Annotated in this window: 12 protein-coding genes; all 12 read left to right on the plus strand. The window is 73.4% G+C overall.

Going from position 1 to position 13,791, the window contains the following annotated elements; genetic code table 11:
• Positions 1-60 precede the first annotated feature (60 nt).
• Positions 61-1,182, plus strand: a complete 1,122-nt coding sequence (locus ACFYV1_RS04380; protein ID WP_389393823.1) for an inositol-3-phosphate synthase — start codon at positions 61-63, stop codon at positions 1,180-1,182.
• Positions 1,179-2,825: a UbiA family prenyltransferase gene (locus ACFYV1_RS04385; RefSeq protein WP_389393824.1), complete on the plus strand. Its 1,647-nt coding sequence runs from the start codon at positions 1,179-1,181 to the stop codon at positions 2,823-2,825. Before ACFYV1_RS04380 ends, ACFYV1_RS04385 begins: the two co-directional genes overlap by 4 nt.
• The gene (locus ACFYV1_RS04390) at positions 2,822-3,769 is read left to right on the plus strand and encodes a sugar phosphate isomerase/epimerase family protein (RefSeq protein ID WP_389393825.1); all 948 of its coding nucleotides are present in this window, start codon (positions 2,822-2,824) and stop codon (positions 3,767-3,769) included. The genes ACFYV1_RS04385 and ACFYV1_RS04390 overlap by 4 nt, the downstream gene beginning before the upstream one ends.
• Entirely contained in the window at positions 3,766-4,434 is a 669-nt protein-coding gene (locus tag ACFYV1_RS04395) for an EboA domain-containing protein (RefSeq protein WP_389393826.1), read from the plus strand. The genes ACFYV1_RS04390 and ACFYV1_RS04395 overlap by 4 nt, the downstream gene beginning before the upstream one ends.
• The gene (locus ACFYV1_RS04400) at positions 4,434-5,282 is read left to right on the plus strand and encodes a TatD family hydrolase (protein ID WP_389393827.1); all 849 of its coding nucleotides are present in this window, start codon (positions 4,434-4,436) and stop codon (positions 5,280-5,282) included. The genes ACFYV1_RS04395 and ACFYV1_RS04400 overlap by 1 nt, the downstream gene beginning before the upstream one ends.
• 12 nt (positions 5,283-5,294) lie before the next feature.
• A complete protein-coding gene (gene eboE / locus ACFYV1_RS04405) occupies positions 5,295-6,464 on the plus strand; it encodes a metabolite traffic protein EboE (protein WP_389393828.1) in 1,170 nt (389 codons plus the stop codon).
• Positions 6,461-7,897, plus strand: coding sequence for an alkaline phosphatase family protein (locus tag ACFYV1_RS04410; protein ID WP_389393829.1), 1,437 nt, complete (start codon positions 6,461-6,463; stop codon positions 7,895-7,897). Before eboE ends, ACFYV1_RS04410 begins: the two co-directional genes overlap by 4 nt.
• A 14-nt stretch (positions 7,898-7,911) precedes the next feature.
• Positions 7,912-9,072, plus strand: a complete 1,161-nt coding sequence (locus tag ACFYV1_RS04415) for a sugar phosphate isomerase/epimerase family protein (protein ID WP_389393830.1) — start codon at positions 7,912-7,914, stop codon at positions 9,070-9,072.
• Between the two features lie 1,411 nt (positions 9,073-10,483).
• The gene (locus tag ACFYV1_RS04420) at positions 10,484-11,848 is read left to right on the plus strand and encodes a rhodanese-like domain-containing protein (RefSeq protein ID WP_389393831.1); all 1,365 of its coding nucleotides are present in this window, start codon (positions 10,484-10,486) and stop codon (positions 11,846-11,848) included.
• A 36-nt stretch (positions 11,849-11,884) separates the two neighbouring features.
• Complete coding sequence (locus ACFYV1_RS04425; RefSeq protein ID WP_389393832.1) at positions 11,885-12,250, plus strand: rhodanese-like domain-containing protein; 366 nt, start codon at positions 11,885-11,887, stop codon at positions 12,248-12,250.
• Positions 12,247-12,996 carry a sulfite exporter TauE/SafE family protein gene (locus ACFYV1_RS04430; RefSeq protein WP_389393833.1) on the plus strand — a complete coding sequence of 250 codons (750 nt, stop codon included), beginning with the start codon at positions 12,247-12,249 and terminating at the stop codon, positions 12,994-12,996. Before ACFYV1_RS04425 ends, ACFYV1_RS04430 begins: the two co-directional genes overlap by 4 nt.
• Positions 12,997-13,173: 177 nt before the next feature.
• Entirely contained in the window at positions 13,174-13,749 is a 576-nt protein-coding gene (locus ACFYV1_RS04435) for a rhodanese-like domain-containing protein (RefSeq protein WP_389393834.1), read from the plus strand.
• The last annotated feature ends 42 nt before the right edge of the window (positions 13,750-13,791 follow it).

Here is a 13,791-nt window from a genome sequence, read left to right on the forward strand (position 1 = left end):
GTACCCCCCGCCCGCCGTCCTTCCACCACCGCACCACACGACACGGCAGGGAGGCCGCCCATGGACAGCGACGGGAACGCACGCACCGGGGTCTGGTTCGTCGGAGCACGGGGTTCAGTGGCCACCACGGCCGTCGCCGGATGCGCGGCGGTCACGGCCGGACTCCACCCGCCGACCGGCATGGTCACGGAGACACCCCCGTTCACCGAAGCCGGGCTGCCGGCCCTGCCGTCGCTCGTCTTCGGCGGGCACGACACCATGCACTGCCCGCTGCCCAAACGGGCCGAACGCCTCACCGACGCGGGCGTCCTGCCGCACGGACTCGTCACCGCGGTCCGTGCCGAACTGGAGGCCGCCGACCGTGAGATACGGCCCGGTGGGCCGGGCGCGGGCGACACCCGCGACGACGAGGAACTGATCACGGCCTTCGCCGCCGACATGACCTCGTTCCGCGAACGACTCGGACTCGCCCGCGTCGTCGTCGTCAACGTCTCCTCCACCGAACCGCTCCCCGAGCCCGGCGCCGAACGGCTGCCCCCCAGCTCCCTCTACGCGGCCGCCGCGGTGCGCGCAGGCTGCCCGCACGTCAACTTCACCCCCTCCACAGGGCTGCGCACCGCGGCCCTCACCGACGCCGTCGCGGCCAGTGGACTTCCCCACGCGGGCCGCGACGGCAAGACCGGTCAGACGCTGCTGCGGTCCGTTCTCGCGCCGATGTTCCTGCAACGCGCCCTTTCCGTGCGGGCGTGGTCGGGCACGAACCTCCTGGGCGGCGGAGACGGAGCGGCGCTGGCCGACCCGGCCGCCGCCGCGGCCAAGAACGCCGGCAAGGAGCGCGTCCTGGCCGACGTACTGGGCAGCACGCCGGAGGGCGAGGTCCACATCGACGACGTGCCCGCGCTCGGCGACTGGAAGACCGCCTGGGACCACATCGCCTTCGAGGGCTTCCTCGGCTCGCGGATGATCCTCCAGACCATCTGGCAGGGCTGCGACTCAGCCCTCGCGGCACCTCTCGTCCTCGACCTCGCCCGACTGCTGGCCCGAGCCCACGAGGCGGGACTGTCCGGGCCGCTGCCCGAACTCGGCTTCTACTTCAAGGACCCCGACGGCGGTCCGTCCGGCCTGCCGGAGCAGTTCACCGCCCTGCTCTCCTTCGCGGACCGCCTGCGGGAGGCACGGTGATCCGCCTGCTGACGGCGCGCCTCGCGCCGCCGGCCACCGCCCCGGCGCCCGCACGGGGCGACCGCGTCCCCGCCGCCCTGGCACCCGAGCCGCCGCGGCGCACACCACGGGCGCGGCTGCGGGACTGGGCCGAACTGCTCCGTGTCTCCGCGCTGTTCACCGTGCCCGGTGACGCCCTCGCGGGCGCGGCGGCGGCCGGTCTGCGCCCCAACCGGGGCACGGCGTACGCCGTGGGCGCGTCCCTGTGCCTGTACGAGGCGGGCATGGCGCTCAACGACTGGTCCGACCGCGAGGAGGACGGGATCGACCGCCCGCACCGCCCCATCCCCTCCGGCCGCATCACCCCGCGCGCCGCCCTGACCGCGGCCGGGGTCCTGACCGTGACGGGCCTCGCCCTCGCCGCCCGCGCCGGCCGTCCCGCGCTCGCGGTGGCGACGGCCCTGTCCGCGACGGTCTGGGCCTACGACCTCCGCCTCAAGCACACCCCGGCCGCCCCGGCCGCGATGGCCGCCGCCCGCGGCCTGGACCTCCTCCTGGGCACCACGGCAACCCTCTCCGCCGCCCGCCACCCGGTCGCGCCCGCACCGGGCACCTCGTCCCGCGCGTCACGGCGCGCGGCTGCCGTGTCCGAGGGGGGTGCGTTCGGTCCGGCGCCCGCTCCGGATGCCTCGTCCCGTCGGTCGCCGCGCGCAACTGCCGTCTCCCGACCGGGTGCGCCCGCTTCCGCTTCCGCGCCGCGCGGTGCGGTTACCGCCTCCCGGTCGGCCGTCTCCGCTCCTGCGCTCGCGACGGGCGGTGCGGCCGCCGCCGGCCGGTCGGCCGGGTCTGTTCCTGCGCCCGCCGCCGCGTCCGCGCCGGGCGCACCGGCCAGCGCGTCGCGGCGCGCGGCTGCCGTGGGGGTTCGGGGGGCTCGGCCCCTCTGGTCCCGTCAGGGTTTCGGGAAGGGGTGGGGTGGGGGACTTTCCACCCCCGGAGGAGCCGCCCGCACGGCCACCACGGCCCCACCCGTTGCCGCACCGCCTCGCCCGCTCTCGTCGCGGCGCGGAACGGCTGCCGCCGTCCCGCCCGTGGCAGTCCAGCCTCCGGCAGCTTCCCCTGCGTCGTGGCGCGCGGCTGCCGTGGGGGTTCGGGGGGCTCGGCCCCTCTGGTCCCGTCAGGGTTTCGGGAAGGGGCGGGGTGGGGGACCTCCCACCCCGGCCGGAGCCGGCCGCGCCGCCCGCGCCGCCACCGTGCTCGCCGCGCACACCTACGCCGTCACCGCCGTGTCCCGTCACGAGGCGCAGGGCGGCTCGACCGTCACCCCCCTCGCCGCGCTGGCGGCCACCGCCGCGCTGGGCGCAGCCGTGGCGTGGCCACCCGCCGGCGCCCACCCCGCGAGCCCGGCGAGCCCCGCGAGCCCCGCCCGCTCCGGCGCCGCCCTGCTCGCCGCCGTGTATCTCCGCACCGCCGCGGTCCCCTATCTCCACGCCGCCCTCAACCCCTCCGCGCCCCTCACCCAGCGCGCCGTCGGCGGTGGCATCCGCGCCATGATCCCGCTCCAGGCCGCTCTCGCCGCCCGCTCCGGGGCGGGCGTCACGGGGCTCGCGGTGATGGGCCTCGTACCGATCGCCCGCAGGCTCGCACGGAAAGTGAGCGTCACATGAGCCCCGAGACGACGAGCCCCGAGACGACGAGCACCGAGACGACGAGCACGGAGACGACGGGCACCGAGACGAACTCGCGGAACCTCAGACTCGGTTACGGCACCAACGGGCTCACCGACCTCCGTCTCGACGACGCCCTGAACCTCCTCGCCGACCTCGGCTACGACGGCGTCGGGCTGACGCTCGACCACATGCACCTCGACCCGCTCGCCCCCGACCTCGCCGCCCGTACCTCCCGCGTGGCCCGCCGCCTCGGCGACCTCGGCCTGACCGCCACCGTCGAGACCGGTGCCCGGTACGTCCTCGATCCGCGCCGCAAGCACGGCCCGTCGCTGCTCGACCCGGACCCGGACGGCCGCGCGGCCCGAACCCGGCTGCTGACCACCGCGGTCAGGGTCGCCGCCGACCTCGGCGCGCACGCCGTGCACTGCTTCAGCGGCATCACTCCGCCCGGCACCGACGACGACACCGCGTGGAAGCGCCTGGAGGAATCGCTTCTGCCCGTGCTCGACGCGGCCGCCCACGCCGGCGTGCCGATCGCGATCGAACCCGAACCGGGCCACCTCCTGGAGAGCGTCGCCGACTTCCACCACCTGCGCACCTCCCTCGGCAATCCCGCACCGCTCGGCCTCACCCTCGACATCGGGCACTGCCAGTGCCTGGAGCCCGACCCGCCCGCCGACTGCATCCGCGCGGCAGCTCCCTGGCTGCGCCATGTGCAGATCGAGGACATGCGACGCGGCGTGCACGAGCATCTGCCGTTCGGCAACGGCGAGATCGACTTCCCGCCCGTTCTCGACGCCCTCGCCGCCACCGGCTACCAGGGCCTGACCGTCGTCGAACTGCCCCGCCATTCCCACGCGGGGCCCGACCTCGCCCGCTCGTCCATCGACTTCCTGCGCGCCGCAGGCGCAGGCGGCCAGAAGGGAGCACCGGCACAGTGACGCACACACCTCCAGGCACCCCGACCCGCGGCACCCCGACCCGCAAGGAAGTCGACGCCCGGCTCGCCGACGACACGGCCCGCGCCTGGCTCGACGAGGCACTCGCCGACGCCGCGCGCTCGGCACAGGCGCCGCCGTCCGTCTCCTCCCCGTACACCGCGCACACCTGGGAACTGCGTTTCGCCGCCGCCGGGCGGTACTGCGGCCAGGACAACGCCGACGCCGTACGCACGCTGCTGCTGGTCGAGGCCCGGGCCGGCATCGAGACGCTGACCCGGCTCTACCAGCAGGGCAGCGCGGCCGAACGCCGTGCCGTGCTCCAGGCACTGCCCGCCCTGGTCGAAGGACCGCACGCCGTGCACCTGCTCGACGACGCCCTGCGGACCAACGACACCCGGCTCGTCTCCGCCGCCGTCGGCCCCTACGCCGCCGCCCACCTCGACCCGCACGCCTGGCGGCACGCCGTCCTCAAGTGCCTGTTCACCGGAGTGCCGCTCGACGACGTCGCGGACCTGCCACGGCGCGCCGCCGGTGACGCCGAACTCGCCCGCATGCTCACCGACTACGCCGCCGAGCGCACCGCCGCCGGCCGTGACATCCCCCACGATCTCGATCGCGTGCTCACCCTGACCGGCGCGAACCCCCAGCTGCCCCAGGAGCTGTAATGCGTATCTTCGACCCCCACATCCACATGACGTCCCGCACCACCGACGACTACCAGGCGATGTACGCGGCAGGTGTGCGCGCTCTCGTCGAACCGTCCTTCTGGCTCGGCCAGCCCCGCACCTCCCCGGCCAGCTTCTTCGACTACTTCGACGCCCTCCTCGGATGGGAGCCGTACCGGGCCGCCCAGTACGGCATAGCCCACCACTGCACCATCGCGCTCAACCCGAAGGAGGCGAACGACCCCCGCTGCACACCCGTCCTGGACGCGCTGCCCCGCTATCTCGTCAAGGACTCGGTCGTCGCCGTCGGCGAGATCGGCTACGACTCCATGACCCCGGCGGAGGACACCGCGCTCGCCGCGCAGCTGCAACTCGCCGCCGAGCACGGGCTGCCCGCCCTCGTGCACACCCCGCACCGCGACAAGCTGGCCGGCCTGCACCGCACCGTCGACGTCGTCCGCGAGTCGAACCTGTCCATGGACCGGGTCCTGCTCGACCACCTCAACGAGACGACCGTCGATGCAGCCGCCGACAGCGGCTGCTGGCTCGGGTTCTCCATCTACCCGGACACCAAGATGGACGAGGACCGCATGGTGAAGATCCTGCGGACCCACGGAACCGAGCGGGTCCTCGTCAACTCGGCCGCCGACTGGGGCAGGAGCGACCCGCTCAAGACCCGCAAGGTCGGCGACGCCATGCTCGCGGCCGGCTTCTCGGACGACGACGTCGACCAGGTCCTGTGGCGCAACCCGGTCGCCTTCTACGGGCTCAGCGGCCGCCTCCAGCTCGACGTACCGGAACCGGAGAGCCTGCACGAGGGCAACTCCATCCTCCGCGGCGGGGAATGAGAGGAGTCACGGATGCGCTTCCGTCACCCCGACGGCTCCACCGTCCACCTCTCCTACTGCACGAACGTCCACCCCGCGGAGACCCTCGACGGTGTCCTCGCCCAGCTCCGTGACCACTGCGAGCCGGTACGCAAACGCCTCGGGCGCGACCGTCTCGGTATCGGCCTGTGGCTCGCCAGGGACGCCGCCCACGTCCTGACCACCGACCCGGCGGCACTGCGCGGACTGCGCGCGGAGCTGGACCGGCGGGGCCTCGAAGTCGTCACGCTCAACGGCTTCCCCTACGAGGGCTTCGGCGCGGACGAGGTCAAGTACCGCGTCTACAAACCCGACTGGGCCGATCCCGAACGCCTCGCCCACACCACCGACCTCGCCCGCCTCCTCGCGGCCCTGCTGCCCGACGACGTCACAGAGGGCACCATCTCGACGCTGCCGCTCGCCTGGCGCACCGACTTCGACGAGCGGGCCGCCGACACCGCCCGCACCGCCCTCACCACCCTCTCCGAGCGGCTGGACGCACTCGAGGAGCTCACCGCCAAGTCGATCCGTGTCGCCCTCGAACCCGAACCGGGCTGCGTCGTGGAGACCACGGCCGACGCGATCGCACCGCTCGCCGACCTCCCCGGCGACCGCATCGGCGTCTGCGTCGACACCTGTCACCTCGCCACCTCCTTCGAGGACCCGGAGACCGCCCTCGCAGCCCTGGCCGCCGCGGGAGTCCGCGTACCCAAGGCGCAGCTCTCCGCCGCGCTGCACGCCGAGCACCCCCATCTGCCGGAAGTACGCGAGGCGCTGGCCGCCTTCGCCGAACCCCGCTTCCTGCACCAGACCCGCACCCTCACGTCCGCCGGGCTGCGCGGCACCGACGACCTCGACCAGGCCGTCGCCGGCGACACGCTCCCCGACGGCGGGCCCTGGCGCGCCCACTTCCACGTCCCGCTGCACGCCCCGCCCGCCGAGCCGCTGACCTCGACCCTGCCCGTGCTGCAGGACACCCTGGCCCGGCTCGTGGGCGCCCCCGAACCCCGCACCCGTCACCTCGAGGTCGAGACGTACACCTGGCAGGCCCTCCCGGCCGAGCTGCGCCCCCGGTCCCGGACCCAGCTCGCCGACGGGATCGCCGCCGAACTCACCCTGGCCCGCGACCTGCTCACCGACCTCGGCCTGAAGGAACTGCCATGAGCGACAAGCGCCCCACCCCGCTTCTGGTCCTGGACGTCGTCGGCCTCACCCCCCGGCTCCTCGACCACATGCCCCGTCTCAAGGCCTTCGCGGCGGCCGGGTCACAGGCGAACCTCTCCACCGTCCTGCCGGCCGTCACCTGCGCCGCCCAGTCGACCTTCCTCACCGGCGCCCTCCCGGCCGAGCACGGCATCGTCGCCAACGGCTGGTACTTCCGGGAGCTCGGCGACGTACTGCTGTGGCGGCAGCACAACGGTCTCGTGTCCGGTGACAAGATCTGGGACGCCGCCCGTCGCGCCCACCCCGGCTACACCGTCGCCAACATCTGCTGGTGGTACGCGATGGGCGCCGACACCGACATCACCGTCACCCCCCGGCCCGTCTACTACGCCGACGGCCGCAAGGAACCCGACTGCTACACCCGTCCACCGGCGCTCCACGACGAACTCACCGAGAAGTTCGGCACGTTCCCGCTGTTCCACTTCTGGGGCCCGGGCGCCGACATCGTGTCCAGCCGGTGGATCGCCGACGCGACCCGCCACATCATGCGCACCCGTCACCCCGACCTGACCCTGTGCTACCTGCCGCACCTCGACTACGACCTCCAGCGCTACGGCCCCGACGACCCCCGCTCGCACCGTGCCGCCGCCGACCTCGACGCCGTCATCGGGCCGCTGCTCGACGACGCGCGGAAGGAGGGCCGCACCGTCGTGGCCCTGTCCGAGTACGGCATCACCCGCGTCAGCCGCCCGGTCGACATCAACCGCGCCCTGCGCCGCGCCGGCCTTCTCGAGGTCCACACTCAGGACGGCATGGAGTACCTCGACCCGATGACCTCCCGTGCCTTCGCGGTCGCCGACCACCAGCTCGCGCACGTCTACGTCCGCCGACCGGAGGACCTCGAGGCCACCCGCGACGCGCTGGCCGGACTGCCCGGAATCGACGAACTCCTCGACGACGAGGGCAAGAAGGCGCACGGTCTCGACCACCCCCGCTCCGGCGAGCTCGTCGCAGTCGCCGAACCCGACGCCTGGTTCACGTACTACTACTGGCTCGACGACGACCGCGCTCCCGACTTCGCGCAGCTCGTCGAGATCCACCGCAAGCCCGGCTACGACCCCGTCGAGCTGTTCATGGACCCGCACGACCCCTACGTACGGCTGAAGGCCGCAGGTGCCGTGGCCCGCAAGAAACTCGGCATGCGCTACCGCCTGGCGGTCGTGCCGCTGGACCCGTCACCGATCCGCGGCAGCCATGGCCGCCTTCCCCCGAGCGACGAAGAAGGTCCGCTCGTCCTGTGCTCCACCCCCCGCGCCGTGTCGGGCCGCGTCGAGGCCACCGAAGTGAAGTCCCTGCTCCTCAGGCTGGCCGGCCTCGACCGACAAGGGCCGCGAGAAGGCAGCGCGCCCGGCACAAGTGTTCAATCGAAGTGAGAGAGGCAATCATCGTGACCGCGTATCCCGAAGAGACCGCCACCGACGAATCGCTGCGCCGCTCCCTCGGCGTCAGCCGCCGACGTTTCCTCAGCACCTGCACGGCCGCCGCGGCGGCGGCCGTCGCCGCCCCGGTGATCGGTGCCTCACCGGCCCTCGCACAGAGCGAGCCGGACGACAGAGGCGACCACGGCCGCTCCGCCCTGGTCCCACCGCACAAGCGCGGACTGATCCTCTACACCGTCCGTGACGCGACGGGCCGTGACCCGCTGACGACCGACCTGCCCTCCGGATTCCGCGAGGTCTTCAAGCAGCTGTCCCGCTACGGGTACAAGCAGGTCGAGTTCGCCGGTTACCGCCAGCACGCCAACGCGCCGGGCGGCGCGAACCTGGAGACCGTCGAGGGCGCGAAGCTCATGCGGTCCTGGCTGGACGAGTACGGGCTGCGCGCGCAGGGCAACCACGGCTTCATACCGGGTTCCTGGCCGCTTTCCCCCTCCGACCTCGACACCTTCAAGCGGCACCTGGAGATCGCCAACATCCTCGGCCTGCCCCACATGGGAACCGGCGGCGACCCCACCGGCAGCTCCTACCGCGCGGACTGGGACGTGGCCGCCGACAAGTGGAACGCCCTCGGTGCCATCGCCCGCCGCGAAGGCATCAAGCTCTACACCCACAACCACGACTCGGCGTACGGCTTCCTGCTCGACGGCGGCCCGCTCGACGCCTTGGGCCGGCCGACCCGCAGCTCCGGAATCCGCAAGCTGGAGTACTTCCTCGAGGCGACCGACCCGAGCCTCGTCTGGCTGGAGATGGACATCTACTGGGCGCACGTGGCCCAGTACAAGTTCCACACGTACACCGCCCACGACGGCTCCGCGGTGGAGCAGGTCTTCGACCCGGCGGGGCTCGTGGCCCGCCACAACCGGCGCTACCCGCTGTTCCACGCCAAGGACGGCACGGTCAACACCCAGAACGGCCAGGGCTACGACATGGTGACGTTCGGCGAGGGCGACATCGACTACCGGACGTTCTTCAGGCGGGTCGGCGCGAAGAACTACCACAACCCGATGATCGAGCACGACGGCGCGCCCAGTGCCACGGATCCGGGGCAGTCCCTCGAGGTCGCCCGCAAGAGCTACCTCAACCTCGCGGCACTGCGCGCCCGCCACTGAACCGGCGGCGGCCCTCCCGGTGGCCTGGGGTCCACCGGGCGGGCCGCCCGTCCGCCGTGTGACCGGGGCGTGGCGACCAAGGCGCCCACCGACGGCGCAGCGCCCCCTCACGCGACGGCCTGACGACTCATCAGCCCCGAACCCGCCGGCCCGCGCTCCCGTCGGCTCTCGCTCCCCGCCGGGCTCGTTCACCGACCGTGCCGGAACCCTGCGCGACAGCGTCAGGAGGCCGGGTCCGTCGGCGGTGGAGGTGGTGGGGGCGGAAACGGGGGCGGTGGCGGAACCCGGGGCCGGGCCGGTGCCGCGGGCGGCGGCGGGGGCTCCGCAGGAGGCCGGCTCGACCGCCGAGGCCGGGGATGTGCCGGGGCCTGAGGCGGCGGACCCGGGGGTGGCGGCGGAGGCGGCTCGATCCCCGTCAGCAGAGGTCCGTCCGCGCGCAGTCGCGCAATGGTGAGCTCCCTGCGGCGGCATGCCTGCGGCTCGTCGTCGCGTTCGAAGACGAGCTGGACGCCGGCGGGCCACAGACTGTGCACGGCGGACAGGCGGTAGCCGAGTGCGTGAGCGATCTCATCGGCCCGGCGCTGCTTCGCGGCGGTGATACGGCCGGGCGTCAGCTCGACGCGCGGGCGGCCGTCGAACCGCGCGCGTATCTCGTCGTCCTCCACCTGGCTCCGCTCCCCGGGCGTCAGCTTCGTGGCCTGCGTGATGCGATCGTCGCACACCACCTGTCGCTCGCGAGCACACGTGAGCACACCTGCCCGAGCACATCGCATCCGCCCGGAGGGCGCCGTGCTCGTGCGGCCGGAAGTCCACCACCAGGGGCTTGCCGGTCTCCTCCTTCCAGCCCAGCCCGGCCCGGCCCAGCCCGGCCCGGCCCGGCCCGGCCCGGCCCAGCCCGGCCCAGCCCGGCCCAGCCCGGCCCAGCCCGGCCCAGCCCGGCCCGGCCCAGCCCGGCCCCCAGCACCGCGCGGGCCTGCTCCATCGCATCGTCCACTGTGAGCCGGCCCAGCCGCGTGCACCTGCCTCGCCGGGTTCGCCCAGTCCCCGGCGCCGCGAACACGGCGGTGGCTTCGGCGGCAGGCCCCCGGAACGCGGCATCTGCCGAGCCGTCCACGGGCTCGTCGTGCTGCCGGACGCCGAGGGCATTCGCATCGCCGAACAGGACCCGGGCCCAGTCGACGCCGAGGCACCCAGCGGCACGGACGACTCCGTCGGGGCGTCGCTCATCCGACCCGAGATCGCCGACCCGGTGCGGCCGAGGACGTCGTCGCCGTCGATCGGTGAAGCCGGCACCGGCAGACGCCGGTCATGCGGCATGTCGCCGACCGGTGAAATACCCCCGTGGGTATTTTGCTAGTGTGGATGGCCGGATACCCCCAGGGGTACATTGGGCGAGAAAGGAGTCACAGTCGTGTTCTTCGTCGACACTCTGGAAGTCGAGGGCCTGGGCAACCGCAGCTACCTGGCCGGCGGGCCGAGCGCCGCGCTGGTCATCGACCCGCCTCGCGACATCGACCGGATCATCGCCGCAGCGGCCCGTCGCGGTGTGCGCATCGCGTACGTGGCCGAGACCCATGTGCACAACGACTACGTCACCGGCGGCCTGGAACTGGCACGGGTGACCGGTGCCGCCTACCTGGTGCCGGCCGGGGCGCAAGCCTCCTTCGCCCATGTCCCGGTTGCCGACGGTGACACCGTGACAGTGGATGGAGGCCTGGTGCTGCGGGCGATCGCCACCCCCGGGCACACCCCGCACCACACCTCCTACGTCCTGGAGGAGGGCGGGCGCGATGTGGCGGCGTTCACCGGCGGGTCGCTGCTGATCGGCAGCGTGGGCCGCCCCGACCTGGTCGAACCGCGGCTGACCGAGCAGCTGGCCCGCGCCCAGTACGCCTCCGCGCACCGGCTGGCCGACGAGCTCGCCGACGACGTGCCGGTACTGCCCACGCACGGTTTCGGCAGCTTCTGCTCCTCCTCCCAGGCCGAAGGGGACACGACCACGATCGGCCGGCAGCGCAGGACCAACGAGGCGCTGACCCTGGACGTGGACACCTTCGTCGCACAGATGCTCGCCGGGCTGGACGACGTGCCCGCCTACTACGCGCACATGGGCCCGGCCAACGCCGCAGGTCCCGCGCCGGTCGACCTCACCCCGCCGATGCGTGCGGACGCCGAGGAGATCGCCGCCCGGCTGGCCGCGGGCGAGTGGGTGGTGGACCTGCGCAGCCGGGTGGCTTTCGCCGAGGGGCACGTGGCCGGGTCGTTCAACTTCGAGGGTGAGGGCAAGCTCGCCACCTACCTGGCCTGGCTGATCCCGTGGGGCAAGCCCGTCACCCTGCTCGCCGACACCCCGGAGCAGATCACCGACGCGCAGCGTGAGCTCGCCCGGGTCGGCATCGACCGCCCGGCCGCCGCCGCCACCGGCGACCCGGCCACCTGGATCCGCGCCGGCGAGCAGCTCGCCTCCTTCTCCCGCGCCCGTTTCGCCGACCTCGCCCAGCTGCGCGAGCGCGGCGAGGACGTGGTCGTGCTGGACGTGCGGCGGGACTCGGAGCGCGCGGACGGGTACGTCGACGGCTCGGTCCACATCCCGATCCACGAACTGCACCGCCGCCTCGGCGAGGTACCGGACGGGACGGTGTGGGTGCACTGCGCCGGCGGGATGCGCGCGGCGATCGGCGCCTCTCTGCTGGACGCCGCCGGCCGTGACGTGGTCGCCGTCGACGACGGCTTCGATGCCGCGGTGGACGCCGGGCTGTCCCTGACCTCCGGCTGATTCCGGCCGTTGCCCCTGTAAGAAAGGAAGCGTGTGATGTTCCTGTTCCGCCGAAGCGGGCCCCGCGTCACGGTCGACGAGGCGCGTGGCCGCACGAGCGGCGAGCAGCCAGAGGCGGTCCTGCTGGACGTCCGTGAGCAGTGCGAATGGACCGCGGGGCACGTCCCGGGCGCCCTCCACGTACCGCTGACGAGACTGGTCGTCGGCGGTGCCCTGCCGGCCGAGGCACACGGGCGTCCGCTGGTGGTGATCTGCCGCAGCGGGCACCGCTCCCAGCAGGCGGCGAAGCTCCTCGGCGAACGGGGAGCGGACGCAGTGGACGTCGAGGGCGGCATGAACGCGTGGGCCGCGGCCGGGCACCCCGTCGTCGACGAACACGGGAACAGCGGCCGGATCACATGACCCTGCTGGTTCTCTCCCTCATCGCCGGGGCCGTCGTCGGTCTCGCCCTCGGATCCCTCGGCGGCGGTGGCAGCGTCCTCGCCGTACCAGCGCTGATCTACCTGCTCGGATTCACTCCGGCGGCGGCCACCACTGCCGGTTTGATCATCGTCGTGGCCACCTCCGCAACCGCCCTGTACGCCCACACCCGCGACGGCAACGTGGCATGGAGGACAGGGGCGCTGTTCGCCGCGGCCGGCGTCGTCCCCGCCTTTCTCGCCGGGGCCGCCGCCGGGCGCCTGCCCGCAGCGGCGCTGACGGCGGCATTCGCGGTCATCGCCGCGCTCGCGGCGCTGCGCATGCTGCGCCCCTCCGGCTGCGAGCCACCGGACCGGGCCCGTCCCGGCAAGGCAGCCGCCACTGGTGCCGGGCTGGGCACCGTCACGGGCTTCCTGGGGGTGGGCGGGGGCTTTCTCGCCGTACCCGCCCTGGTAGGCGTTCTGGGGCTGCGGATGCGGCAGGCCGTCGGAACCAGCCTGCTCGTCATCACGGTGAACTCACTTACCGCGCTCGCCGCCCGCACCGGCACCGGAACGGGCGCCGGGCTCCACTGGGAAGTCATCGCGCCTTTCACCGGAGCCGCGGTCCTCGGTGCCTGGGACGGCAAACGGCTCGCCACGAAGATCTCCGGAACCGCCCTCCAGAAGGTCTTCGCGGGTGTCCTGCTGGCGGTTGCCGCCTTCATGCTCGTCGACGTGATCGCCTGAACACGAGGCACGAGCCGCCAACCGCGCATGTCGTCCTGGTCCCCAGCCCGTTGGCGGCCGTTCGCGATGCCGCCCCACCCGTACGAGTTCGGCTCCCGCCGGATCAAGCGCCCCTGGAACTCCTCATCGCGGTACCCCCGTCGGGGGCACCCTCGACACGTAAGGATCACATCTGCCATGACCACGCCCACGGCCCTCACAACTGACCAGGCGAGCACCCGGCTGCACGAGTTGACCGTCATCGACGTGCGCACCCCGGGCGAGTACGCCGGCGGTCATCTCCCTGGCGCCCTCAACGTCCCCCTCGACCAGATCCGGCGCGCCCTGCCCGACATCCGGCACGCCGCCGACCGTGGTGACGTCCTGGTCGTGTGCGCCTCGGGCGCCCGTTCCGAGAACGCCTGCAGGACGCTCGCCGAGAACGGCGTCACCGCCGCCACGCTGTCGGGAGGTACGGGGGCCTGGGCGGCCGACGGCCACGAACTGAACCGTCCCCAGGGCGCTTCGCGTGCCACCTGGGGCATGGAGCGGCAGGTACGGCTCACCGCGGGAGCGGCGGTGCTGCTCGGTCTGCTGCTCGGCCTCGTCGTGCACCCCGCGTTCCAGCTCGTCTCCGCGGGCATCGCGGGCGGTCTGGTCTTCTCCGCCCTCACCAACACCTGCGGCATGGCCGCCATGCTGGCCAAGCTGCCCCACAACCGTCCCCGCGCCGCCGACCTCGAGCACACGCTGATCGCACTGCGCAACCGCTGAGCGACGCGGTGAGGGAGGGACCCGGGAGCCGGGCCCCTCCCT

The sequence above is a fragment of the Streptomyces sp. NPDC003023 genome (genome assembly GCF_042888225.1).
Taxonomy (GTDB): domain Bacteria; phylum Actinomycetota; class Actinomycetes; order Streptomycetales; family Streptomycetaceae; genus Streptomyces.

Excerpts from the sequence above, each read along its gene's own strand:
- ACFYV1_RS04380 (WP_389393823.1), top strand. The coding sequence starts at position 61 with ATGGACAGCGACGGGAACGCACGCACCGGGGTCTGGTTCGTCGGAGCA.
- ACFYV1_RS04390 (WP_389393825.1), top strand. The coding sequence starts at position 2,822 with ATGAGCCCCGAGACGACGAGCCCCGAGACGACGAGCACCGAGACGACG.
- ACFYV1_RS04400 (WP_389393827.1), top strand. The coding sequence starts at position 4,434 with ATGCGTATCTTCGACCCCCACATCCACATGACGTCCCGCACCACCGAC.
- eboE (WP_389393828.1), top strand. The coding sequence starts at position 5,295 with ATGCGCTTCCGTCACCCCGACGGCTCCACCGTCCACCTCTCCTACTGC.
- ACFYV1_RS04410 (WP_389393829.1), top strand. The coding sequence starts at position 6,461 with ATGAGCGACAAGCGCCCCACCCCGCTTCTGGTCCTGGACGTCGTCGGC.
- ACFYV1_RS04425 (WP_389393832.1), top strand. The coding sequence starts at position 11,885 with ATGTTCCTGTTCCGCCGAAGCGGGCCCCGCGTCACGGTCGACGAGGCG.
- ACFYV1_RS04430 (WP_389393833.1), top strand. The coding sequence starts at position 12,247 with ATGACCCTGCTGGTTCTCTCCCTCATCGCCGGGGCCGTCGTCGGTCTC.
- ACFYV1_RS04435 (WP_389393834.1), top strand. The coding sequence starts at position 13,174 with ATGACCACGCCCACGGCCCTCACAACTGACCAGGCGAGCACCCGGCTG.